The sequence below is a fragment of the Mesorhizobium sp. ES1-4 genome (assembly GCF_020164745.1).
In the GTDB taxonomy this organism is placed as follows: Bacteria; Pseudomonadota; Alphaproteobacteria; order Rhizobiales; family Rhizobiaceae; genus Mesorhizobium.
Genome location: NZ_JAIUGV010000002.1, coordinates 75,092 through 100,120, shown reverse-complemented (window position 1 = coordinate 100,120; position 25,029 = coordinate 75,092). Strand labels below are relative to the sequence as shown.

Here is a 25,029-nt window from a genome sequence, read left to right as displayed (position 1 = left end):
GTACCGGAACGATAGCATGAAGTAAAATTTACCAATGCAGAAGGGGGTCCGCCTCCACGACCGTCAACTTTCCGGCTGCGATGAGTTGCGCGATGGCGTCGGCAGGAAGATGGCCAGCGAGGATCTGTTGATGAGTGTAGAAGGGGTCAACGATGAAAGGTTTTCCCGAACGATAGTTGGCGAGCGTATTGAAGCAGGTTGCGTCGCCTGGGGTGTTTTTGAGGCGGGCGACTGTTGCGGACATGGCGGCTTCGCGCGCGGTGATTTCCGCGTGAAAGTCGGGATCCATCAGTAGTTTCACCGGTTCCAGGCGCGCGGACGCCACCAGGCGAAGACAAATGGCGAGCAGAAGGATAAATTGCAGCTTGTCCGGTGACCAGCGTCGGGCGAGCGGCAAAACCGGCGCGTGCGCGAAAGCGAGGCCGGTGGCAATGGACACGCCGAAGACCAGTTCGAATTGTGCGTTGTAGGCCACACCGTCGCCGGTTTTTTGGACGAAGAACATCACGAGGCCAAGAGTGTTCAAGAGATTGCAGAACCGGATATTGGGATCGGCCCGGCGCGTAATACCGACATAAATCCAGGCGACCAGGCCAACGGCAATCCATTGTAAATGCCCGATGGCGCCGAGGGCGTGTTTTAACATATAGGCGCGGGGCGACCTCAAATTGCTGAAAAAGTCGGGGCCGAAGGCGAGGTAACAAAGGGCAAATCCCAAGACGATGGCGAACGCCGCCAAGAGCGCCGATTTCACCATCTGTCGCGGCCGGTTGATGCCTAGCCAGATCATCGCCGTCAGTGGCATCACTACGATGTTGTGTTTGATGAACCCCGCGGCCACCATCAGCAGGATGGGCAGGGCATAGCCGCTATCCTTCGACCTAGCCTGAAGGAAGATAACAAAGCCAATTGTCATTACCGCTTGCGCCAGCAAATGAGGGTCATCCATCCCGACATAGCCTGTGAAAAAGCGGCACATGGTGGCGCCAAAAAACAGCCCGCCGATGCCTGCGGAGATCCCATCGCCTCCCAATAGACGTACCGCGCGGAAAACGCCCCAGGCGATCACCAGCACCGCCGCGAGCGACAGCAATCGCCCCGCCAGAACAGGATCACCGATCAATTTTCCCAGACCGCCAACGATATAAAAGGAAAGCGGCGGATAATTATTGGCGATCAATTGATGGGCAGAGGGATAGAGCGGCATCCGCCCCATCGCCGCGTCGGCATAATAGGCATTCCATCCCTCATTGGTATCAATCTCTATGCTCAAGAACGCCCGATAGACCGGCCACAAAGCCGCCAGGGCGGTCAGCAGCGCGAGGCAGCCGATCATGATGGAAACGCGGCGGCTCAAGGGATGCTCACCGGCTAGGTTCATAGTTGAATTCATTTGGCACCAGGTCAGAATCTGACTTTGCGGATGAAGCGGGTGAATCCGCCGTGGCTTTCGCGCTTGGGCAGATGGATCCGGCTCCATTCTCCTACGGCCCGTATATCCGAAGAGCCTTTGTATCGCGATGTTTGTTATGGCCGTGGCCATGACGGTCTTACCAGCCTGGCTGGTGTTGCTCACGCTGAAGGAACCATCATCGTTGAGGCGCGAAAAACAAGCGGCCTCACCCGTTGCCCTCATTTTCCTCGGCGGTAGCGTATACGGAATTCTAACGCTGCGTTCCATCTTTGAGCTGGGCGCAATTTCAAACTAAGACCCTACCAGCGACTGCGACGGCTCGCCAAGCGAGGGCAAGTGATCTATGCTCCGGTCTCGTGCCGGTATCGAGATAGGGTTGTCCTGAGCAGGGGGCGTTCCATGTTCGAAGTCGTATTCTGGCAAAGCACGCGGGCGAAAACCGTTGCGCGGTCTCTTGGTTTGCTTGTTGCAGCGCTCGGATTGCTGGCGTTGGGCTCACCGAGCGCCAGCGCCGCGCCGAACTGGACGCTCGATCCCGCCGCTTCGGTGATCACCTACCAGTCGGTCAAGAAGAATACGATCGTCGAGACCAACAAGATCAGGAACATCACCGGCACACTTAGCGCGGCGGGCGATGCCAAGGTCACGTTCGACCTGAATTCCGTCGATACGGGCGTCGACCTTCGCAACGTCCGCATGCGCTTCCTGTTTTTCGAGACATTCAAGTACCCGACCGCCGAACTGACGGCGAAGGTGGATCCCGCCGCATTCGCCGACCTGCCGGCCAAGCGCAGGATCAAGGCAACGCTGCCGTTCCGGCTCAACCTGCACGGTGTCGACAAGGACCTCGAAGCGAGCGTCGTCGTCACCATGATCAGTGACAATATGGTTTCCGTCGCCTCGGAGGCTCCCGTTGCTGTCCATGTCGAGGATTTCGGCCTGTTGCCGAACGTCGACAAGCTGCAGCAGGCGGCAAATGTCACCAACATCGTGCCCACCGCGTCGGTGTCGTTCGATTTCGTCTTCACCGCCGACGGCAGCAAGCCGGCCGCCACCCAGACCGCCGCGGCGAGTTCGACCGAGGCAGGCCCGGTCGCCACCGATGCCGCGAAGGCGAATTTCAGCGACGAAGAATGCCTGAACAGGTTCGCCGTGCTCTCGCGCACCGGCGCCATCTACTTCCGGTCCGCCAGTGCCCGGCTCGATGCGAAAAGCCGCCCCTTGCTGACCGAGGTCGAAGGTGTTGTCGGAAAATGCCCAAGCCTGAAGGTCGAGGTCTCCGGTTATACCGATTCCGACGGACCGCCGGAGGCGAACAAGCAGTTGTCGGAACGCCGGGCCCAGGCGGTTGCCGACGCCATTGTTGCCGCGGGGATTCCCCGCACCCAGATCAGCGCCGCCGGCTATGGCGAAGACCGACCGGTTGCCGCCAACGATACGCCCAAGAACAAGGCGCTCAACCGGCGGATCGAGTTTTCCGCTAGCAAGCCCGCGAACTGAGGTCGCGGGTGCGTCCGGATCTGATCGCCTGGTGCGGTGGCCTTTTTCGAGCCACTGGACTTGCCGCGTTCGCGCTGCTGTTGATCTTGACCAACGCCAACGCCGAGCGTCGCGTCGCGCTGGTGCTTGGCAACTCCCAGTATCAGCATGCGGCACCCCTCGCCAATCCGGTGCGCGACGCCCAGGCCATGGCCGAGCGCCTGAAGAACCTGGGTTTCGATGTGATTTCCGGTTTCGACCTGACCAAACAGCAGACGCAAACCACGGTTGCGCGGTTTGCCAAAGAGGTACGCGGCGCCGACATCGCGCTTTTCTTCTACGCAGGCCATGGCTTGCAGGCTTCGGGCAAGAACTACCTGCTCCCTGTCGATGCCGCGCTCGAGGATGAGACCTCTCTCGACTTCGAGGCCGTGTCTGTCGATTTCGTCCTGCGCCAGATGTCGCGCGAGACCAGCATAAGGCTGGTGTTTCTTGACGCGTGCCGGGACAATCCGCTTGCAGCGGTGCTGGCCAGGACGGCCGGCATCAAGGGCGCGAGCAGCGGCCTGGCCGAGATCCCGATCGAGAACGGCGGTGCCGGCACGCTCGTTGCCTTCGCCGCCAGTCCAAACCAGCTCGCCTATGACGGATCGGGTGAGCACTCGCCTTTCACCTCGGCATTGCTGCAACATATCGGCGAATCCAACATCTCCATCACCGAAGCGATGAACAGGGTTACCAGCGACGTCTTCAAGGCGACTGCCGGCAAGCAGCGCCCCTGGATCAATGTTTCGCTGACGACCGAAGTTGTTCTCCACAGGGTCGATCTCAACGTACCCCTGATCGTTGGCGAAGCGACCCCTCCGCAGACCGAGGGAGGGTCCGGGGCGCGTAACACCGGTGCGGCATCGGGCCAGAACGACGACCAACTCGCACTCGATCTGTTGCGCAAGAAGATCCCCGAGTTGGCGACCAACGAGCCGATCCTTTTCGACCGCCCCATCAAATTCGGTGATCCGGCAATCGACGGCAGGAGCATCGCACAACTGATCAAGGGCAAGCCGCTGTTCAGTCCGGTGGAAGGGCTCGACAAGTCGGTGTGGGAAGGCAAGCATTGCGATGGTTGCCACGAATGGGACGAAACCCGGCTGTGTGAACAGGCGAAGAATTTCGCCGCCAACGAAGTCTCCGTCCTGCGTATCCAGCACCCGCTGGGGACCCGCTTCAAGGTGGCGCTGGCGAAATGGGCACAGGGCGGTTGTAAGTAACAACGCGACGTAGGGCTTGGCGTTGAACTAGTAAGCGTCGGCCGATAGCCCCCGAGCCTCGATCTCCGCCATCTGGATCCCCATTTCGACAAAGGCGGACAGAACGGCAAAGCGATCCTCGAGCGATACGCGTGCCAGTCCGGCCAAAACTCCCGCACTGACAGCATGGGCGGCCGGAAATCCGGCCTGCGCCATGCCGTTGCCCGAGCCCTCGTGATGCCAGCCCCCTGCCAAGACGATCCAGGCGGCCGGCGTCGCGGGCGGCATATCCATGGCCCCGCTGATAGCCGCGCGATGGGAGGGATTGTCAGGCTCGCCTACCCAGCCGTGGACAAGCACCAGCAGTTCGAGGTCCCTGTCGTCAAGCAGTTCGGCGAGACGGTTCAGGCACTCGTGGGCCCACCAGATCGCGGCCCGTTCGGGAAGGAGATAGGCACAGAAGGTGATTGCTTCCTCGGGCACGCGTCCAGCCAGCAGGGCACGGCAAAAGGCGACCGGGGATTGATCGGTTGGAGATGTTGTCATGTCACGGGCGATGGCGGGCAAAGCGCTGAAGAGATCGCTTGCCGTCCTGAACCGGAGCCCGTTGGCCATGGCTGCCACGCCCTCGCTGTTAAGATATACACTCAAGCCCCCGGCAGGGCACGGGTCAAGCCTTCGGCCGTAACAATGGCGAGCGCCGGCAGCGTGTTTGTTCACAGACAAACGCGGCAAAACTTGCTATGATCCAAATAGCGAAGCCCGTTCAAACAGGAGTGACGGCCATGCGGTGGGGCAGCTCAGCCTTTGCATTGGCGGCCGTGCTTTTTTCGACGCACGTTTCCGCCGATCCGCTTCAGAAATCGGAAGACATTGTCAAATTCTTCGCTGGCTCGGGGAATCTAGGCGCCTCGCGCGGCATCTGCGTCGGCACGGAGGAAGAGTGCAAGAGCAAGGCCGAGAAAACCGGCGAACCGCAAAAAGGGGCGGGTCTCGACATGATGATCAATTTCGCCCTGGATTCCGCCCAGCTCGACCAGACGGCGCGCGCGGAGCTCGACGAGTTCGCCAAGGCCCTGAAGGACAATCGGCTGAGCACGTTCAGTTTCGTTGTCGAAGGCCATACCGATGCAACCGGCCCGGATCGCTACAATCAGGACCTTTCCCAGCGAAGGGCGCAATCGGTGGCGGCCTTCCTTACGGCGGACGGCGTTGAAGCCGCCAGGCTCGAGGCGATCGGTCTGGGTAAGTCGCACCCACGCGTCGCCAATCCCTACGATCCCGTCAACCGCCGCGTGGAAATGCGGATCAGGACCGAGTAGGGCGGCCGACGCACTCGTGGCAACGCGGTTGGCGCCAGACCCTGTCGACAGGGCAGGGCCTTCTCGACGTCTGTGATCAGTGCTTGAGTGCGCCGCCGACGGCAACGCCGCTGCCGAAAATCAACGCCTTGGTCAGGAAGTCACTGTTGTCACCCGGCGGCGGCTCGTCGCGGACCACTGTCTCGCTGCGCCTCCGCTGGACGAGCTGCTGTTTCCTGTGCGGCTTCGGTTCCGCCACCGGCTTCAGCGTGCGGGTCTTCTGCACGACCTGCTTCTTGGGTGGCGCCGCGGTCTTCCCGGGTTAACCAGGTTCAGGCGTATTTTTAATCGAACTGAGCAGCGCCGTTATTGCCTGCTTGTATTTTTCAAACTCCGGTGATGTCTGGCGGATTTCGGTCGTGGTCGCCGCCGGCTGGCCCTCGGCGATCGTCGTGCGCGGCACTTTCTGTCCCATCTTCCGCTCGGCCCAGTCAATGACGTAGCCGACGGTCTTGCCGGTGAGGAACGGGTTGGCCTGGATAACGGCTAATCCCAGAACGGCGCTTAGTTGCGATGAGCCGGATGCCGCCAGAACCTGGTGCGCCCCTTCCATGCCGAGGAAGTGGCAGAGATAAAGTCGCCCTGCGGTGATCTGGTGGCCGCGGGCGCGCAGATAGGCCTCGCCTTCGCGCGCAAGGTTGCGCACCATCTCACGCGACAGCGTCGCGTCATAGCGAAGCGCGAGCAGGTCGGCGGTCGACAGCGACCGGGCAAGATCAGGCCGATAGGTGTTCATCATCCGGATCCAGGTCTTGGTGATGAACTGGCCGGCGCCGGTCGCCGAGGAGTTGGGATTCTTGGCCCGTGAGCTGCCGCCGCTTTCGACATGCACGATCCGCTCGGTCAGCGTCTCGACGGCGGTATCGCCCGAACCGCCAGAACCGCCGGAAGCATAGGTGGCGACCGTGGTGACGGTCCCCAGCGGGTCGATCGCCTCGCCGTTCTGGTAAAGTTCGAAATGTAGATGCGGGCCGGTGGAAAGTCCCGTGGTGCCGATATAGCCGATGACATCACCGGCTTTTACATCGGTGCCGACGCCACTGGCGATGGCGAATTTCTGCATATGCGCGTAGCGCGTCTCGCGCCCGTTGGCGTGCGCGATCTTGACCAGATTGCCGTAGCTGCCGCCGTCGCCCTGGAAAGATATCTTGCCGTCGAAAGCGGCCATGACCGGTGTGCCGACCGGAGCAGCCCAGTCCACGCCTTTGTGGATTCGAACCGTGCCGAGGATCGGATGCTTGCGCGGGCCGAAGGTCGAGGTCATCACCCCGCTCACCGGCGTCACCATGCCGTTGGTGATGGACAGCGAGCGGACCTGATCGTCGCCGGTCACGCAGGCGTACTGGCCATCGCTCTGCTGGAAAACGAAACAGTCGAGGCTCTTCTCCGTGCCTTGCACGCCAACATAGAGAACCCGCCCGGAAATCTCGCCCTGGCCGCGCGGCGTCTGCGAGTAGATCAGCATCAGCCGCTGGTCCTCGCTGGCGAAGGCGTCGAGGTCCTGCCCTCGAGACAGATACATGATCGCCTCGCCGATGACGCTCGTCGGCACCTTGTTGCGCGCCGCCGTCGAATAGATCGCGTCGAGCAGACGATACTGACGCTTCGGCCCGCCCTGGTCGGAAGCGCCGGAATAGTTGAAGAGGTCTTCGTGGACCCATGGGTCGACGCCCGACACGAAGGCGCCGGCCGCATTGCGCGTCAGCGTGCCGACATAGACGTTCCTCGCGTAGACGGAGACCTGCATCAGCGACATGGTCGTCGTCTCGCGGCTCGGCCGGAACCCGCGCATCGCGACGACATAACCGGGCTCCAACCCGTCGCGGTTGAAAAGCTTCTTCAGCGCTTCGCCCGCCAGCTTTGCGTCATCGGCGGAGAAATGCGCGTCGAGCGCTACGCTATCAAGGCTGCGGTCGTTGAGGATCTTCACGAAGGTGTCCGCAGTCGCCTCGAAGCGTTGATATTCGCTGGTGACGATCGCAACGGTGTTGTTGTTCTCGATCACGGTTTTCTTGAAAGCGGGGAGGGCTGCCTCGCCCTGATCGATGGTCTCGCCCCAGCCGGCTTCCGGGTCGTCGGCATCGGCCTTGGGGGCTGAACCGGCAGGGACGTCACTCTCGTCCGGCGCCGCCTGGAGGTCGTTCTCCAAATCACCTTGTTGATCGTCGGGCGCCGCGGCCGGAGCTGGTGGGGCGGGTTGCCCATCACCGGGTGCCGTTGCCGAAGGCTTGGGAGCGGCCTGCCGCTGCGCCTGGAAGAAGGCGAAATCCTCCTGCGTCGACGGGATCGTCGTCATGAATTTTTCGCTGGTGCTCAGCATCACGTCGGAGAGGATTTCGATTTGCGGCGAAGCTCCGGAACTGTCGAGCTCGACCGGGCGCGCGACCGTATGGCCCTTCGTCGCGGTGTCCGCATCGGGCGCCAGCGTGATCCACATCGGGTCACCGGCAAGGTCGATGATCGCCGGCACATAGACCGGGGCATCGGGCGGCATGTCTTCCATGCCTTCGACGGGATGCAGTTCCTCGTCCTCGTCGCCGAACGACCAGTAATCCCTGGTGAGATAGAAGCCGGTGGCGATCGAAACGACAGCCAGCACCGCGACGCCCGCAAGGACATTGCGCCAGAATTTGCGCCTGCGCTCCGCCAGACGCGCCTGCTTCTTCCGTTTGAAGCTCGTGTCGATGCCGTGCGTCACGGGCTGCTTCCGGTCAGGAAATACGTCCAGCGCGCCTGTTCGAGCGTGTCGACCTCGATGAAGCGCGCGGCGATGTGGCCGCGCTGCCAGCACTCGTCGATGCCGCGTATCGAAAAGCGCCGCCGATCGATGCACATCTCAGTCGATCCATTGAGGATCGCATGGCCGAACACGTCCGTGGCATAGATGTAGATGTAGCGGTTGGTCAGCTCCTCACGGATGACGTTCACGCACTGGTTGGCACCGATCGTCCACCAGCCGTCGGTCTGATCGGCATTGTCGACTTTCTGTCCGACGGCGAGGTTGACGACATCGAGCGTCTGGTTGCAGACGGTGAACTCGGCATGCGCCTTGCCGGCCGAGAGGATCAAGAGCAGCGCCCCGCCAAGCAACGCGGCAAGCTTCGTGCGGCCTGGAAGGTCAGCCGATCGGCGGCGCTGCTGGCGTGGCCGGAACCGGGGGCAATAGGGTCGGCGGCGGAGTCGCATCGACGCCCGTGCTATCCGCCGAGCCGGAAATATTTGGCCGAGGCGGAAAATGCGGACCGATCCGCCTCGATCTCCTCGAGGATCTTGGGCAACACCTCCGAGGCTGGCGTCGGCCTCGAAAACATCGCGGCCTGAATATCCCGGGGGCCGGTGATCACCAGCATGATTTGCGGTACGGCCTTGCCGGCCGCCTTGTCCGTTGCGCCGAGGCCGATAGGGATGCTGAAAGTCGCCTTGTCCGATTGCGCGACCATGCGGTCGTCCAGGTTGAACGCGATGCCCTTGTGATCGATCAGCAGTACATTGGAAACGAGCCCGCCACGCGTCGTCAGCGTCCCGCTGATCGGCGAGCCGTCCGGTACCGATGCCCGGTCGAGAACGAGTTGCGGCGTTTCGGTCCCGCTTCGGTCGAGAGAGCGAAGAAATTTGGTTACGTCGCACTGCGGCTGCTCGATGAGACGCACGCTGATGTCCGGTTCGAGGTGGAACCTCGATTGAAAATCGCCGAGCATCTGCTCGAAGGGCTGGACCGCCGTCCCGAACCCCTCGATCGCGGCCGCCTTGTCCGTTGCCGACGTCAATCTGGCGTAGAAGCAGTCGCCGCCGCTGAAATCGCGCACCCACGAAGCGCGTTCGGTGACATCGTCCATGGTCTTTGCCGGTGGCGGAATCTCCGGCTTGGGCAAGTTGATGGCGACGTCGATGTTCCCGCCCTGGTTGGCCGTCGGCGTTTCTGGTCGCGGTGGCGGGGTGGCTTTTGCCTCCGTTTGGCTTGGCTGCGGCGCCACGGGCGCCGTTGGCTGACTGGCCGGCTGCGCCGGGTTTTTCGCCTTGGGCAACAGCGCCAGAAGTTTATCCGCATCCGATATTTCGGGTTGCTTGGCCGTCGGCGTTTGCTGTCCCGGAGTGTTTTCTGCTTCCTTGGAGGCTGCCGGTGGGTTGGCCGGCTGTGACGGCTTCTGGCTTTCCACGACCTTGGGGGGAGGAGCAGGCGTCGGCGCGTTCTCGGTTGCTGGCGGAGTGGGCGCGACCTGAACGGGAGGCGGAGCCGTTTCCTGATTGTTGTTGGCCATGCTCTCCGGTTGGGCAGGCCGCGGCGTTTCCGGTGCCGGAATCTCGGCTGCTGGTGGCACTTCAGGCCTGGGTGTCGGCATGGGAATTTCGCCAGACTGCGCTGGCGCCTGGTTCTCGCCGGCCGCTGCGTCGGCCTGTTTTCCGCCGGGCGCCGTGCTGGTCTCCGTTTGGATCGGAGCGGGCAGCGAAGGCTCCGTCGGTCCATTGGCGGCGGCGTTGTCGGGCTTCGGCGCCTCTGGCTCAGGCGTCTCTGACTGCGGTTTCGGCGTTTTCGGCGAGGGTTTCGGTGCTTCCACGATAGGCTTGGGCACGTCAGCCGCGGGCTCGGGCACAGGCTTCGGCGAAAGAGGTGCCGGCTTTTCCGTTGCCGGCGGCGGAGATGTAATGGCGCCGCTGAAGTAGAGGCCTGCTCCCGCCACCAAGACGAGTGCCGCCATCGCGCCGATGGCGGTCGGTAGCCTCGAACGATTACGCTGCTCAGCAACAGCAGCGCGCGGCGGCGCCGGAGCCGGTGAGGGCCTGGGTTCCGAAAGATGGGCAGGCCTCATATGCTCAACGAAGCGCTGTTCGCCAGGAGGGGCAGAAGGCTCTGGCTTCGATCCCGGCGGCATCGTCCAGGCAGCAGGCGGCAAGGCAGGACGCTCGCGCGGCGCAAACGATGCCGGCGGCGGCAATGTCGCATCGTCTTCACGCGTCGCCCTGGCTATCTGCGCCATGCTCGCCGGCCGGTCGGCGGGATCAGGCTGCAGCATCGCGCCGATAAGCTCGTGGAAATCGGGATCGATGTCCGACAGGTCCGGCACGGTCCGGCGTTTCTCGATGACCTCGTATTGCGTGCCGCTCATGTCGAGAGGCTTTCCGCGCAGTGCTGCTGCCAGCACCAGTCCGAGGCTGTAGATGTCGGACTGCTCGCTAACCTCGCCGCCATAGAGGCCGAGCTGTTCGGGCGAGACGTAGTTGTATTTGCCGGCGAACTTTCCGCCGATCAGCGTTTCGCCGCCGACGGTCGCCGAACGCGCGATGCCGAAATCGATGATCTTGGCGCGCTCGACCCGGCCGCCAGGCAGGATGATGTTGTCCGGCGAGAGGTCGCGGTGGACCGCGCCCGCCTGGTGCACCGCGGCGAGCCCCGATGCCAGGCGGTGGCAAAGCCTGCGCACGTCCGGCGGCGACATCGCGCCACGCCGCATGACGTCGAACAAAGACTCGCCGTCGACGAACTCCATCGCAAGATAGGGACGGCCTATCCCAGGATCGATGGTGAAGACGTGATAGCGCACGACCGCGTCATGCGACAGGTGGTTGAGGATCGAAGCTTCCTTGCGGAACAGCGACAGGATCGTCTGATCGCGGGCAAACTCGGGCAGCACGATCTTGATCGCGACGTGATCTCCGGTCTGGATGTTGTGGCCGCGATAGACTTCGCCCATGCCGCCGGATGCGATCCGCTCGTCGAGCTCGTAAATGCCGCTGAGCTGCGTGCCGACGCCCGTATAACCAAGGTTCGTCGATAGCCGCGTCTTGTCGTCGTCGCTCATTCGTTCAGCCCTCCGCTCTGGACTGATCCGCATGGAGCGATCCGTTGCGCCCGCCGCCGATCCTCACCAGCACGACGGTGACATTGTCCGTTCCACCGCGCGCCAGCACCATTTCCAGCAGCTTCTCGCATGCTATCCGGGTCGGCACGGACTTGACGACCAGCTCGATCTCGGCGTCGCTGACGTGCGCGGTCAGCCCGTCGGTACTCAGGACAAAGACGTCGCCCGGCATCAGCTCGCCCTGCTGGAAGTCGATGACGACCTCGTCGCTGACGCCGACGGCGTGGGTAATGACGTTGCGGCGCGGCCAGGTGAGCGCTTCTTCCGCGCTGATCATGCCGCGGTCGAGCAGTTCCTGGACCTCGGTGTGGTCCTTCGAAACTTGCGCGATCGAGCCGTTGCGGACCAGGTAGATGCGGCTGTCGCCCGCCCACAGGCAGGCGAATCGCCCTTCCATCGCCAGCAGGGCGGCGAATGTGGAGCCGATGGTGATGCCGCGCGATCGCGATATGCCACGGATTTCGGCATTGGCTCGACTGAGGCGGTCCTCGAAGCGTGCACGAAGATCCGGTGCCGAACTCGCAATGCCGATCGTCGCGAGATGGTCGACGATGCTGGCGGAAGCGACCTCTCCGGCCTCGTGGCCGCCCATCCCGTCGGCCACCACCCACAGCCCGGTCAGCGGCTCAATGAGATAGTTGTCCTCATTGTGGTCGCGTACGCAGCCCTTGTGGCTCACGCCGAAGCTTTCTATGGGAAGGGCGACGGTGTTCAATTTGCCACCAAGCGCTTGTCGAGCGTCCTCTGTGCCAGACCGCGAGCCGCGTGCCCCTGCCACTCTGCCACAACCGCAAACATTAGAATATCGAAATGAATTCCTGCGCCGGCATGGATCGGCGGAGGAGTTCTCGGACACGCCAAGGTCATCTCAGAACGCCTTCGGACAACTGAACCCCGACAGCGCGGGGAGCAGGAACGGATTGGCTCCAGACGTGGTCTCGATCGTATAGGCGACATCGCGTCCACCGATCACGAAACGTGCTTCGGTGCTGTTGCCTTTGCTGGTCACGGCCGCCTTGTCCAGGAGCCGTTTCAGCGCCCACGGCCCTTCAAATTTGAGCGCTGACTCGCGCCCGGGCATTTCCGGCGTCAGGCTGAGGCTCACGGATGCCGAGGCCGAGCTGTTCGGCCAGGTCACGACGCTCGGCGCATTGCCCGCTTGCGCGCTCTGGACGGTCTGGCCGTCGACGTCGAGCACCGCGCTGTCGGCGTCGCCATTCAGCGAGAAAAGCGTAAAGGTGATGCTGACGGAGGGTGTCGAGCCTCCCGATGGAAAGAACGCGCTGCGGATTTCCGCTGCCGACTGGAACGCCTTCAAGGTCGACTTCGCAAGATCGCGGCTGGCGCGGGCATCCTGCTTCCAGCTCCATTCCTGGCCCGTCATGTCAATCAGTGGTGCAAGATTCTGCGCAAAGAACCGGTCCATCATGCCACCCGGGGCGAATAGCTTGGCGAAATCCGCCATGGAGATGTCTTCCATGCTGTCGCCGACGAACGGATATCGGCCGTTGACGGCCTGCTCGCAGGGGCGCGTGACCGTCTGGTCGAGCGTCTCGTTCAGATTGGCCACCGAAGACTTGGCGACGTCGCCCTCGAATTCGTCCGCCGCCGTGTCGACCATGCGGGCAAGCTGCCTGGGCAGCCGCGAGACATTGGCGCGCAACGTCGAAATCTGCAGCTGCAGGTTCGAGGTGACGCGCTCCGATTGCGAAGGGGAATCCGCCGACAGCTTCAGGCTCTGGTAGATGTCGTGGAAGTTCTGCGTCAGTGCGTCGATCGGGCGGCGTCCCTCGGGACCGCTCACCAGCGCCTGAAACGATCTGAACTGCGCCTCTACAGCGGCGCCGGCGTTCGATGCGGCGGGCGCGCTCGTGCCGGCGCGGCCTTGCGACTTGCCGCCGGCGATCTGGAGGCCGATGCGGGCGAGCCCCTTGGCCAAGGCTGAAGGATCTTCCGGCTGGGCATTGCCTGTCCTTGTATCCGAGCCAGGACCACTCCGGGTCAACGCGGTTTCATCAGCGATTGCCGTAAACAGCCGGTCGACAGGGGAGTCGGGCGAAGCGGCGGCGGACAGCGCGATATATTGCGGTTTGTCCTTCGACATCGCCTTCAGCTTCAGCTGGTCAAGGACGCCGTTCCATGCCGCCGCAAATTCCTTGCCGTAGCGATCGACCAGTTCGGGGCCAAGTTTGGGCAGGTCCTGATCGATGCTGCCCTGTTCACCGCCACCGCCGAGCACCCATTGGTCGTCGACCAGCATCCGCGCCATGCGCGACAGCTGCTGGAGATAGAATCCATTGAAGCCGGCCCGCGTATAGAGGCCAGGAACGCGAAGGTCGGAGAGCTCGCCTCCGTCCATACGCTCGAACAACAGCTGCGCCTCCGGTCCGGCTTTCGCGGCTATGGAAAAATCCTCCAGCCTTGCCGCATACGCCCCCGACCTGATCAGCGCCGAGGCGCGATCGGCGAGACTCATGCGTCCGAGCGACCGTTGCGCGGCCTCGATCAGCGGCTGGTTGAGTTCGAACACCGGATCATAGGCGTCGTCGAGCGCCAACATGGCGCGCAGATGCTTTTCAAGCTGTGCGCGGCCCTCGCGGTTGTTTTCGCCCGGATAGCGATTTTCCTCCCAATCCTGCTTCATCCAGGAGACGATCAACTCGTCGTCGACTTTGGGCGCCTTGCCGCCCAGCATCAGATAGATCTTCAATGGCTCGTAAAGCGCTATGGGGTCGGCCATCTTCTCCTGGATCGTCCGTTCGGCCTGGACCAGGAGGCGAGAGCGGAAGCTTCGCTCCAGCGCCTGCCGGTATGCCGTCCTGGAGGCCGACAACAGCCTATCCCGTTGGCTGAGCCCAAACGTCTCCTCTATCGGCTTCGATTGGTCGCCGGTTTCGAAGCCGGCCGGCAGGTTGCGCAGCTGGTCGAGCGGACCGATGACGTTCTCAAGGTCGACGTCGGTGACCGTTGTACTCTTCAGCAGCGAGTCCGCGCTTTCGCGATACTGTGCCATCGCCTGTCCGGTAGAGGCGATCAGCGATCGGTTGGCCCTGAAGCTGAGACCGAGCGCGCCTAGCGCCGCCAAAGCGGCCAGAGCGATCGCCGCGAGGCTGCCATATCTCAACAGCCTGGCACGCCGTTCGGCCGTCCTGTCGTAGGAAACCCAGCCTGCCTCCGGGAAGATCACATTGGCCAGAAGGTCGTGCAGGAAGAAGCTTTTGCCGGTGCCGGAAAGATGGGCCTGGGAAGCGCTGCCGAAACTGCGGCCGATGGCGCCCAGCACCCGGTCGAAGGGTGTGCCTTCCTGCGTGCCCGACGAGAAATAGAGACCCCGCAGGCTGACATTCACCTGGGATCGCGCGGTATCGAAAAGGCTGCCGACGAAATGCGTTATCCGGCTCCTTAGCGAGCCGAACTGGGCCGGAAAGCCGAAAATCGCTATGCGTGCGACCGGATCGGCTTCTTCCTGCAGGCGATCGGCAATCTCTTCCGTCAGGCGCCTGGTCAGCGCGTCGAATTCGGCTGGAGCACCACCGCTCATGTTTCTGTTACGATCGGTGGTCTGGAATGTCGCGCCCCATACCTTGCGCCGGCGCGCTTCGTCGAAATCGCCGAAATAATCCATGAAGCCGGAAACGAGATCCGCCTTGGTGAAGAGCAGGTAGACCGGAAACTGGATATTCAGCGTCTCGTGCAACTCGCGCAGGCGGCTGCGGATCTCGACGACATGGGCATCGAGTTGCCGATCGTCGAAGCCAATCAGATCGGCGAGGCTGATGGCCAGGATCACGCCGTTGATCGGTTGCCTGGCGCGGTATTTCTTGAGCAGCGTCAGGAAGGCGAGCCAGTTCGTCTTGTCTCGTAGGGCATCCGAATCCTGCGTCGTATAGCGACCAGCGGTGTCGATCAGCACCGCTTCGTCGGTGAACCACCAGTCGCAGGATCGCGTGCCGCCGACGCCGGCCACCGGCTGGCCGCTGCCGGAGCCGGCAAGCGGAAACTTCAGCCCCGAATTGACCAGTGCTGTCGTTTTGCCGGCGCCCGGCGGACCGATGACGAGATACCAGGGGATTTCATACAGGAAATTGCGCTTGCCGCTCGACCGCTTCAATGTCGCGAGCGCCTCGCTCATGCGCGCTTCGAGCACCCGCGCCTCATCGTTGCGATCGTCGCTGTGCGCGATCCCCGTTTCGAGCGCCTTTTGCGCCTTGCGGCTTTGCCAGAAGCGCAGACCGTAGAAGATCGCCAGCACCGCAACGCTCGTGCCGACGATCGCCACTCTAAGCCAGACGGGTTCGAGCGGGCGGGTATCGGCAAAGCGCACCAGCGGTCCGGCGTACCAGATGGCTGTCGCGAAGCCGGCCAAAGCAAGCACGCTGAGGATCCGCAGCATCCAGCGCATCAGTGCCGCTCCCCGCCGCGCCCGTTCACAACGTCTCCTCCTTCGGGATCATGACGTCGACGCGGCGGTTCTTCGTGCGTCCTTCAGCCGTCGCATTATCGGCGATCGGTTCGTCCTCGCCTTTGCCGTCGACCGTTATTCGCGAGGGGTCTTCGAGCTCCTTCGCCATCATTGTCGCGACCGCCTTGGCGCGGGCGACGGAGAGATCGAAATTGGACTTGAATGTGCTCGATCTGCGCGGCTTCACATTGTCGGTGTGGCCGATAATCCTGATCGGTCCGGGTTCGGCATTCAGCGCCGAACCGATGTCGGCTGCGATCGGCTGAAATTCCGGCTTCAGTTGCGCCTGGCCGGGCGCGAACAGCAGGACATTGTTCACCTCCACCACGATGAACTCGCCCTTGGTGCCGACCGTCAGCCCGCCAGCCGATATTTCCTTGGCGAGTACGGTTCGGATGCGGTCGATCTGGGTGGTTGCGGCAACGACAGGTGGCGGCGGCGCGGCTTCGGCTGGCTCGGCCAGGGGCGCCACGCTGGCGCGCTCGATGGTGATGGGCGTCGATGGGTTGAGCGCCAGCAACTCGCGGGCAGCCGCATCGCCTTCATTTGTGATGGTGACCCGCAAGGCGAAGAAAGCCGCGGTCACCAGCGTCACGGCGGCGGCAGCAACGGCCCATACCGGCAGCCGTGCGGACGGCTTCGGCATCGTTGTCGCCATGCCCTGCCAATGGGGCGAAACGTCATCGTCGGCGCGCGGCCGGAAGTAGCGGAGCGTATCGTAGACGTCTCGCCGGACGCGTTCGAGACTGTTTCGCTCGCCCGTCAATCCCCGATATTGTCCCTCGAATCCCAACGACAGGCATGCATGCATCAGTTCGAGCAGATCGCAATGCTCATCGGGCTTGGCCAGGATCTTGTTCAGCGCTTCGTAGAATCCGGCGCCGGTGGGCCTGGCATGAAAGAACCGCGTGACGAGGCTGTGTGCCTGCCAACTGTCCTTCGCCGGCCAGGGCAGGTTGCCGACGAGGTCATCGGCGGTCTCGCAAAGGGCGAATTTCGCGATCCGCGCATCTTCTTCGGCAATGCCGGCTTTGCCGACCGCCCGATCGAACATGTCGACCGCCGCGGCGATATGTTCGGCAAGAGGAGCCATCTGCCTCTCGACCGGCATCAGCCGCAACTGACCAAACAGGATCAGCAGCGGGGCGGCGGCACCGAGGATCGGGTTTGCCGCGGCGTATGTCACGCCGTCGGCGGCATCGAACAGGACTTCCTGGTTCATACCCGACGTCGGCTTGGCCGCGGCCGGACTGTCCGCCGCGACCGCTCCTGGAGCCGCCCCTTGATAGATCACGGTTCCGGACGACCAGCCGGGCGGCATCTGCTCGCCGCCGCCAGGGGCGAAAACCGTCGAATCCCTGGCGGCTGGTGGAACGGCTGCGTCGCCCGTCGGTGAACTGTTGGACATCGTGGGCGACGGTTGCCGCTGCCGCGGGGCGCGGATGACAGTCCTGTCGGTGGGGCGGGAGGGATCGTCCTTCGAACTCATCGCCGGCCCGCCATCGATGGGCAGCAAAAATGCGTTCGGCGGAAGCTGCCTGCCCGGCGCTTTTCAAGCCGAGCTTCGGCCACCGGCCGGATGCAAAGGCTAATCTTGCCGAAACATGACATTGCTGCACACGCCCCAAGCCACGCCGCTTGCCCGCCGGGCAGGCCTCCATGTGCTATCCTAGCCGCCCAAGCCGCCAATTGAAATCAGGCAACCGATTGAAATCGCGAGGCGGGATGGCCGAAGAGGCGGTCTCTTGTGTGAGAACCGTCACATAACGCCAGGATCGGCGTTGACGGCATCCCTTCTATTTCTGTTTGGCGGCCTTGGCGTAGGCATCGCTGAAATGCGCGAGGAACACGTCGAGCATGCCGTTTTCGTGCGCTTCTTCCATGGTTCGCCACGTCGCGACGAGAGCATCCCAGGCTTGGCTTTTCTTGGAGGAAAAGGAAGCCGGAGGAAGCTTGCGGGCGATCGCTTCCGGCGACAATTCGTCCAGCAGCCTGGAGAGCGCGGCCTGCATGGCGGCATAAGTGGCCAATTCATGCGTCTTCAGGTCGCGAAAAGCGTCCTCGATGCTGTGGGTGGCGTCGAGATAACCGGCCCTGCGTTTCGCGAACATGATTTCCAATATGTCGTCGGTTCCCGGCACGAATTTCAGCGGGTTGTTGTCCGTGGTGCCGATCATCGTCCGGTTCGCGCTCTTGGCCAGCACTTTCGCGGCCGCGCGTGCCTTGAGCAAAAGCGACAGTTGCTCGACCGTGGCCCTGAGCACCGTGCCGATCTCGGCTGCCAGTTCATGCGGATCGCGTGACTGGAGCAGGTCGGGCTGGATGCCGGCCGCCTTGGCGATTTCCCGCAGCAGCCCATCCACTTCCGCGGGCTGTCCGGCCGGGACCGCGGGCCTGGCCTGAAGTGCCGACGATGGCCTTTGCCCCGCCGGACTGAAGAACGGCTCGTTACCGGATTCCAGCGGCCTGCCTGTCGACGGCGGCAACTCGCGCAGCGTCGAGCCGGTCCTCGGCTGCGGATTGCCGGTGGCGACGCGTTCTTCATCGATCGAAACCGAGATGACATAGCGCCCGATCAGTAGCCGGTCGCCGTCGCCAAGCCGATGCGGTCCCGCCATGCGCTGGCTGGAGCCGTTGACGAAAGTGCCGTTGCGCGAGACATCGTAGAGCCAGAAAGCGCCTGCCTGGTAGCGAACTTCACAATGCCGGCCCGAGATGAATTTCTCCGGATCGGACAAGGTCCAGTCGCAATTCTCGCGTCCAATTTCGAAACTCCGGTCGCGCGCGGCGTAGCCGGCTGCGACGCCCGCGGGCAGCTTGTCGACATTGCTGATCTGCAGAGAGATGAACATCTGGAACCGCTGGCGACCTTGTTTCACGCAATCCGCCCGGAAAACCGCGATGTGCTTTCCTGGAACTGCTCCAGCATTCTAGCAGCTTGTGAGGGCGGTGGGAGAGGAGCGTTTCACACCCGCGCATGGGGCAGAATTTAGCGATCGCTATTGTTTGGCAGGCTCTAAACATGTGCTACGCTTGCGATGGTCCGGTCCGGTGAATTCGAATGTTTCCGAACGCGATGCGGTTAACATAGCGGGGACTTCCAATCCATCATGCTGGCGGCCGCGTCCAGGAGGGGCACGACCCATGGCGAACGAACGTGCCACGGTTGTACAGACACCGGTTGGCGCCGATGTGCTGACCTTCACCCATCTCGTCGGGCGCGATGAGATCAGCCGTTGTTTCGCCTATACCGTCGGCTTCGTCAGCAAAAACCATGACGTGGATCCGCTGAAAATGCTGGGCGGCGCCGTTTCGGTCGAAGGGGAATCCGATCCGAAACGCTGGTTCAGCGGTCTCGTGTCGGAGTTCAGGCTGACCCGCGTCGAGGACCGGCTGGCCTTTTACGAGGCCACCGTCAGGCCTTGGCTCTGGTTCCTCGGCAATACCACTGACTGCCGGATATTCCAGAACATGACCGTCGTCGAGATCGTCGAGAAGATATTCTCGAAATACGGCGTCGCGAAATTCGAGAAGCGGCTGCAGGGGTCCTATCCCTCGCGCGAATATTGCGTGCAGTACGACGAGAGCGATCTCGATTTCGTGCAGCGGTTGCTCGAGCATGAGGGTATTTTCTATTTCTTCGAGCATGACGAGGGCAAGCACACGCTAGTCCTCTGCGACGCGATGAGCAAGTTGAAGCCGGCTCCGGGCCACGAGAAGGTGCCCTACAATTTCGAGGGACATGGCTCGCGGCGCGATGTCGAATACATCACCGAATGGATTCCGGGCAGCGCGGTGCGGCCGGGCGCCTATGCCCATACGGACTATGATTTCGAGAAGCCGGGCGCCGACCTGATGGCGAAGTCCGCCCAGCCGTTCGGCCACAAGGAGGCCGCGGGCGAAAACTATCGCCAGCCAGGAGCGCATCTCGATGTCGGGCGAGGCGACACGATTGCGGGGATTCGCCGCGAGGAACTTCAGGCGGTACACCAGCACAGCACGGCGGTGGGCACTGTGCGCGGCCTTTTTTCCGGCTGCAAGTTCACGCTGGAAAGTTTTCCGCGCGACGACCAGAACCAGGAGTATCTGGTGATCAGCGCCGAATACAGGCTGTTCGATCCGGGCTACCGTACCCAGAACGAGGCCCATAGCGAGAATTTCAAGGTCGTGCTCGGCGTTGCGCCCACCAAATTGCCCTTCCGGCCACCGCGTACCACAACGCGACCGATCATGCGTGGCCCGCAGACCGCGACGGTGGTGGGTCCCTCGGGCGAGGAGATATTCACCGACAAATATGCCCGGGTGAAGGTGCAGTTCCATTGGGACCGCCTCGGCAAGAAGGACCAGAACTCGTCCTGCTTCGTGCGCGTGTCGCAGACCTGGGCCGGCAGCGGCTGGGGCTTCATCCAGATCCCGCGCATCGGACAGGAGGTCATCGTCGATTTCATCGAGGGTGATCCCGACCTGCCGATCATCACCGGCCGCGTCTATAACGCGGCCGAGATGCCGCCCTACGCCTTGCCGGCCAACGCGACGCAATCAGGCTGGAAGTCCAACTCCTCGAAAGGCGGCGGCGGTTACAACGAACTGATGTTCGAGGACAAGGCGGGCTCCGAACTGGTCAACTTCCAGGCCCAGAAGGACCACCACCTGCTGATCAAGCACGACCGCAAAAAGACGGTGCAGCACGACCAGTCCGACCGCATCGACCACGACGCCAAGCACTCCGTCGGCCACAACCTCGATGAGGATGTGGGCAACAACAAGACGGTCAAGGTCGGTGTCGACCAGACGACGAACATCGGCAGCAACGACACCGAAACGGTGGGCAAGAACAGATCGCTGACGGTTGGCGCCAACGAGACGATCAGCATTGGCGCCAACTCGACCGAAACCATCGGCCAGAACCACTCGCAAACCGTGGCGATCATCCAGACCGTCAGCGTCGGCGCGGCTCGCGTCGATACGGTTGGAGCCTCCGAGACGCGCAGCGTCGCCGCAGTGCAGACAAACACTATCGGGGCTTCGCGGAGCGTCACGGTGGGGGCGGGGCAGAGCCACACAATTGGCGCGGCGGACAGTTGGACGATCGGGGCCGCGCAAACCGTTGACGTCGCTGCCGACCAGAGCTTCAGCGTCGGCGGGGCCCACTCTTCGCAGATCGGCAAGGCCAGGTCCGCCAATATCGGGGCCGACGACAGCACCGAGATTGCCGGTGCGCATGCGCTCAAGGTCGGCAAGGGCAGCGGCATCGATATCGCCGATGACGGTTCGATCAAGGTCGGCAAGAAGCTGATGATCGAAGCGGGCGACGAGATCACGCTTAAATGTGGATCTGCCTCGATCACCATGAAAAAAGACGGCACCATCGTTGCCGACGGCAAGGACATCACGATCAAGGGCAGCGGCAAGATCACCGTAAAGGCGGATGGCGACGTGGTCGTAAAGGGAAGCACCATCAACAACAATTGAGGGCGTCATCATGGAAGTGCTGGACCGCATCGACGGCGTCGTGATTGGACTGCTGATCGGCTTCGAAAACGGGGCGCCGCTGGTCGGCTTCGTCGGCAATCCCCGGGAGACGGCGATCGCGGCACGCAGTTTGACAGCACTGGATGCATCGGCGATCGGCTCCGAACTGGCGTTGCTCTTCGAAGGCGGCGATCCGATGCGCCCACTGGTCGTCGGGCGCATCGTGGACCCCGCTCCCAGGAATAAGGAATTGCAGGTGATCCGTGATGGCAATCGCGTCGTCGTCACCGCAGAAGAGCGCGTGGAGCTGCGCTGCGGTCTGGCGTCGATCATTCTCGATAAGGATGGTCGCGTGACCATTCGCGGTACCCAACTGACCAGCCAGGCGAGCGGGACCAATCGTATTCGCGGCGGAGCCGTGCATCTCAACTGAGGCATTGCCCATGCATCGCGTCGCGACCATCGCCGCCATCGTGGATCAGCACGCCGAAGACGCGGCTTTCCTCTGGCTGCGCCGTCGTCGCGAGATCGACGGTCCTATCCTCGACGAGATCGACATCGGCCGCATCGACCAGCGCCTCGAGGCTAACCTCGAAGGGCTTATGGCCGCCGGCAAGGCCGGCTGGGAAGGCGCCCTGGCTAGGTTCGCCGACTATCCCGAACCAGGCGAGCTTTTCGTGCTTGGGGCGCTGGCCCTGCGTTGGGGCGATGCCGGCCTGGTCGCGGTGGCGATCGACGGCGCGGCGAGCCTTGGCGAGGCTGGCTGGTCCAGCCTCTCCGCCGCGATTGCCAGCACGCCGCGCGAAAGCCTGCGGCCACTCGTGGCGAAATGGCTGGACGCTCGAGACGAGCTGCGGTGCTGCCTCGGTCTTTATGCGCTCTGGCATCATCGTGTGGATCCGGGGCCGCGCCTTCCCGACCTGGCGAGTCATTCGGACGCGAGGATACGCAGCCGCGCCGTGAGGCTCGCCGGTGCGATCAAGCGTCGCGACCTCCTTCCAGCCGTACTGGCCGGACTCGACGGCAAGACGCCCGAGGAACGGTTGACGGCGGCCCTGGCCGCTTGCCTGCTCGGCGAGAAGCGGCCCGCTCACCAGGTGATCGACGAGATCGTATCGACAGAAGCAGGACTGGCGGAGGCTGCCATCGAGATACGTCTCCTGACGACGGCGACGAAATCCGGTAAGGACTGGCTAGGCAAGCATCTGGAGCAGCCCGGCCTTCGCAGCGTGGCGACAGCGTCCGTTGGCCTGTTTGGCGATCGCGCGGTGATGCCGTGGCTGATCGAGAAGATGCGCGAGCCGGACCTTGTCGCTGCCGCCGGTGCAGCTCTTCGCGACCTGTTCGAGATCGATTTCGGCGAAACCGACCTCTTTGTCGTCGACCCGGCTGCACTCGGCAAGGATTTCGCTCATCTGGACGACAATTCGCTGCCGGTGGCGGATCGAGTCAATGCGTGGTGGAACGGGGGACGGGGCGGACACGATCATCGGCCTTTCCGGTCGATGCGCCTGTTACGGCTCAACGCACTGCGCGCCGCACTGGCCACGGCCGACACACCGCTTGCCGATTGGCGCGCCACGCGCCATCTCCCGGCCTGGGTGTGAGTTTCAGCGTCGGTTCTTGCGGACCATCACGGCCGCGGCGCGCAGGCCGTTCTCCGAGGCAAGTTCGCAGAAGGCGGTGGGACCGGGTGCGTAGCCCTTGAGCAAACTGTCGGCCGCCAGCATCAGTGCGAGCGCCCCACCGGCTGCTCCTATGTCGCCGAGCGTCATGGCCGGATAGGCAGTAGGCAGGATTTCACGTCGGGTGCGATAGAAGCGCGGGCGGGCGATCATCATTTCCCAACCGCTATACCGCTCGCCATTGCCGTTGCTGACCACAAAGTCAATGTTGGGTTCTGAGGTTCCAGAGCCGGACATCGCCTCGCGCAGGGCGCCGAGCATGGCGCGACCTTGGCTGTAGCGGTCCGACAGCACGCTGTCCGTCTCTTGCGCGACACCGATGCCGTGGATCGCGGCCACGACCGTCGCATCACGGGATGGCTCGCGGGTCAGCCGCACGAAGGCGGCCGCCTCGCCTGGTACCAGGCCTTGAGGATTTTGCTCGCCCTTCAGGCGTCCAGCCCGACCAAGTCGGCCGAGATCGGTGTCGTTGACGAGGCTGTCGACCCCGCCGAGCAGGACCTGTGCGGCGCCCGCCTCGTCCATCAGCGCCAACGCCCTTTCGATCAGGCCAATGCTGGCCGCCGCGCCACCGTCGATGGCGCGCGAGGCCGGATGGAACCTGAGACCCGTCGCGCCGATCACCGCATCCACGAAGTTATGGGCCGAAAGCTCGGTGAAGGCCGGGTGGTCGCGAAAGCTTTCCGGCGGCGTGATGAGGAGCGCGGTAGCGGCGGCCACGCCTGGATCGTCCGCGCCCAACGCTTCCTTGATGGCGCGGGCGGCCATGCTGACCAGCCAGTCGCCCTGCGTGCGGCGCAGGCGCCAATGTGCCGGGATTCGGGCAACGACCTGCGACTGCCCAACCTCGGGAACGCCTATATCCTCAAAGGCGGACAGGCCGGCGCGTATCGCCGCGATTGTCTGCGGCGCATTCAAGCCGGCCGCGGTGACCGCGCCGGATCCCGCGACGTAGAGCGGCCTCTTCATGCGAGCCAGACCGGATGGTCGGCGGGACCGCCGATGCCGCGTGGGTCGATGTACTGCTTGCGCTTGCGGGCCGCGAGGACAAAGCCGGGCGTGACATGGCCAAATGCGATCTGTAGCAGCGGCGGCGCGTTGCGCCGGGTGACCAGCGCGAGACGGGCCTTGAGCGTGACGCGCCAGAGATCCGGCTCGATGATGACGGTGTCGGCCTTGAAGCTGTGCTGCTCGATCCTGTCCTCGTAGATCAGTTGGATCGGGGCGACCACGCGAGGCAGGCGAAAACCCCAGCGGCCGTTCGGGGTCATGCCAATAATCGTGACCTGCTCACCGCCGCGGATCTGCTCCAGATGCTGGTCGGCCGGTGCGCTCAGATTGTAGAGCGGGTCGAAATCCTTGGGTGGTAGAGGCCACTGCGTGTCGATCCAAGCCTGGTCGTAGGTACCGGCAAGCGGAAGCCGGGGCAGCCAGCCCCGTCCCAAGGGCCCGAAGCCGGCGGGTTTTGGGCGGTCGGATGGACTTAAGCAGGGCTCGCCCGGATAGGTTATGTTCGGCGCCTGCGTGCGCACGGCCGGGTCGGCCGAGAGCGCCTGGCGATAACCGATGCCGACCGGGTTGCGCCTGTCGAGCCGGCCATCGGCCAGCATGCCGCCATAAGCGCGTTCGTATAAAACAGGCATGGTTCGGAATGGATGCGGGGCGCTGTACCCGGCGGCATCATGGGTGCGGTCGCCGACGACATTGAGCACCTTTTGCACCGCGCCGACACGGACCCCGACCTGCATCTCCGTTACCGGCCGACCATTCGGCGCTTGGGCCGAGCCGTTTATCAGAATTTCGGCGCGAGGTTTCACCGGCGCGATGTCGGCTTCGTAGCGGTTGGACGAATTAGCAGGATCGCCATAAGGGATATCCCACAGCGCGACCGGCATCTGGTCTTCCGAGACACGCAGTTCCGGAGCGCCATCGAGCGCGTCGAAGCTCGCCGAAAACATGACGACCAGCACCTCCTGGCCGTTGGAGTCGAGTTGAACATGCGTCGCCGCGGCAAAGGGCGTTCGGTTCTCGATCCAGACCGCGAACGCCAT

The 25,029-nt window shown here is 63.2% G+C and carries 18 protein-coding genes; 6 read left to right on the top strand and 12 right to left on the bottom strand.

Going from position 1 to position 25,029, the window contains the following annotated elements:
- Nucleotides 1-28: 28 nt before the first annotated feature.
- Nucleotides 29-1,381: a glycosyltransferase family 39 protein gene (locus LB556_RS04135; RefSeq protein WP_224564213.1), complete on the bottom strand. Its 1,353-nt coding sequence runs from the start codon at nt 1,379-1,381 to the stop codon at nt 29-31.
- 432 nt (nt 1,382-1,813) lie between these two features.
- On the opposite strand from LB556_RS04135, the gene LB556_RS04130 reads away from it, so the two are divergent.
- Nucleotides 1,814-2,914 carry an OmpA family protein gene (locus LB556_RS04130; RefSeq protein WP_224564211.1) on the top strand — a complete coding sequence of 367 codons (1,101 nt, stop codon included), beginning with the start codon at nt 1,814-1,816 and terminating at the stop codon, nt 2,912-2,914.
- A gap of 8 nt (nt 2,915-2,922) precedes the next feature.
- Nucleotides 2,923-4,161, top strand: coding sequence for a caspase domain-containing protein (locus LB556_RS04125; protein ID WP_224564207.1), 1,239 nt, complete (start codon nt 2,923-2,925; stop codon nt 4,159-4,161).
- A gap of 27 nt (nt 4,162-4,188) precedes the next feature.
- Here LB556_RS04125 and LB556_RS04120 read toward each other — a convergent pair whose 3' ends face one another.
- On the bottom strand, nt 4,189-4,755 hold the full coding sequence (locus tag LB556_RS04120; RefSeq protein ID WP_224564204.1) for a DUF6931 family protein: 567 nt from the start codon (nt 4,753-4,755) through the stop codon (nt 4,189-4,191).
- Nucleotides 4,756-4,925: 170 nt separating this feature from the next.
- On the opposite strand from LB556_RS04120, the gene LB556_RS04115 reads away from it, so the two are divergent.
- Nucleotides 4,926-5,462, top strand: a complete 537-nt coding sequence (locus LB556_RS04115; RefSeq protein ID WP_224564202.1) for an OmpA family protein — start codon at nt 4,926-4,928, stop codon at nt 5,460-5,462.
- 76 nt (nt 5,463-5,538) lie between these two features.
- Here LB556_RS04115 and LB556_RS04110 read toward each other — a convergent pair whose 3' ends face one another.
- The 8 genes from LB556_RS04110 to tagH all read right to left on the bottom strand — a co-directional run bounded on the left by LB556_RS04110 (nt 5,539) and on the right by tagH (nt 18,673).
- Nucleotides 5,539-5,727, bottom strand: a complete 189-nt coding sequence (locus tag LB556_RS04110) for a hypothetical protein (protein WP_224564199.1) — start codon at nt 5,725-5,727, stop codon at nt 5,539-5,541.
- A 36-nt stretch (nt 5,728-5,763) separates the two neighbouring features.
- Complete coding sequence (locus LB556_RS04105) at nt 5,764-8,199, bottom strand: M23 family metallopeptidase (protein WP_224564196.1); 2,436 nt, start codon at nt 8,197-8,199, stop codon at nt 5,764-5,766.
- Complete coding sequence (locus LB556_RS04100) at nt 8,196-8,687, bottom strand: DUF1036 domain-containing protein (protein ID WP_224564194.1); 492 nt, start codon at nt 8,685-8,687, stop codon at nt 8,196-8,198. Before LB556_RS04100 ends, LB556_RS04105 begins: the two co-directional genes overlap by 4 nt.
- Nucleotides 8,688-8,698: 11 nt before the next feature.
- Nucleotides 8,699-11,299 carry a serine/threonine-protein kinase gene (locus LB556_RS04095; RefSeq protein ID WP_224564192.1) on the bottom strand — a complete coding sequence of 867 codons (2,601 nt, stop codon included), beginning with the start codon at nt 11,297-11,299 and terminating at the stop codon, nt 8,699-8,701.
- 4 nt (nt 11,300-11,303) lie between these two features.
- Nucleotides 11,304-12,074 (bottom strand): PP2C family protein-serine/threonine phosphatase, encoded by a 771-nt coding sequence (locus tag LB556_RS04090; RefSeq protein ID WP_224564190.1) that lies wholly within the window; start codon nt 12,072-12,074, stop codon nt 11,304-11,306.
- 153 nt (nt 12,075-12,227) lie between these two features.
- Nucleotides 12,228-15,761, bottom strand: coding sequence for a type VI secretion system membrane subunit TssM (tssM, locus tag LB556_RS04085; protein WP_224564188.1), 3,534 nt, complete (start codon nt 15,759-15,761; stop codon nt 12,228-12,230).
- Between the two features lie 25 nt (nt 15,762-15,786).
- Complete coding sequence (tssL, locus tag LB556_RS04080; RefSeq protein ID WP_224564186.1) at nt 15,787-17,310, bottom strand: type VI secretion system protein TssL, long form; 1,524 nt, start codon at nt 17,308-17,310, stop codon at nt 15,787-15,789.
- A gap of 307 nt (nt 17,311-17,617) precedes the next feature.
- Nucleotides 17,618-18,673 (bottom strand): type VI secretion system-associated FHA domain protein TagH, encoded by a 1,056-nt coding sequence (tagH, locus tag LB556_RS04075; protein WP_224565052.1) that lies wholly within the window; start codon nt 18,671-18,673, stop codon nt 17,618-17,620.
- Nucleotides 18,674-18,965: 292 nt separating this feature from the next.
- Here tagH and tssI point away from each other — a divergent pair, with 292 nt between their 5' ends.
- From tssI to LB556_RS04060, 3 genes are read left to right on the top strand one after another with little or no spacing between them, the layout of a single operon-like run.
- Nucleotides 18,966-21,293, top strand: coding sequence for a type VI secretion system tip protein VgrG (gene tssI / locus LB556_RS04070; protein ID WP_224564184.1), 2,328 nt, complete (start codon nt 18,966-18,968; stop codon nt 21,291-21,293).
- Nucleotides 21,294-21,303: 10 nt separating this feature from the next.
- Entirely contained in the window at nt 21,304-21,726 is a 423-nt protein-coding gene (locus LB556_RS04065; protein ID WP_263485085.1) for a DUF6484 domain-containing protein, read from the top strand.
- 10 nt (nt 21,727-21,736) lie between these two features.
- Nucleotides 21,737-22,900, top strand: a complete 1,164-nt coding sequence (locus LB556_RS04060; RefSeq protein WP_224564182.1) for a hypothetical protein — start codon at nt 21,737-21,739, stop codon at nt 22,898-22,900.
- A gap of 3 nt (nt 22,901-22,903) precedes the next feature.
- On the opposite strand, the gene LB556_RS04055 is transcribed toward LB556_RS04060, so the two are convergent.
- Nucleotides 22,904-23,947: a hypothetical protein gene (locus LB556_RS04055; RefSeq protein WP_224564179.1), complete on the bottom strand. Its 1,044-nt coding sequence runs from the start codon at nt 23,945-23,947 to the stop codon at nt 22,904-22,906.
- Complete coding sequence (locus LB556_RS04050) at nt 23,944-25,029, bottom strand: DUF2169 domain-containing protein (RefSeq protein ID WP_224564176.1); 1,086 nt, start codon at nt 25,027-25,029, stop codon at nt 23,944-23,946. The genes LB556_RS04055 and LB556_RS04050 overlap by 4 nt, the downstream gene beginning before the upstream one ends.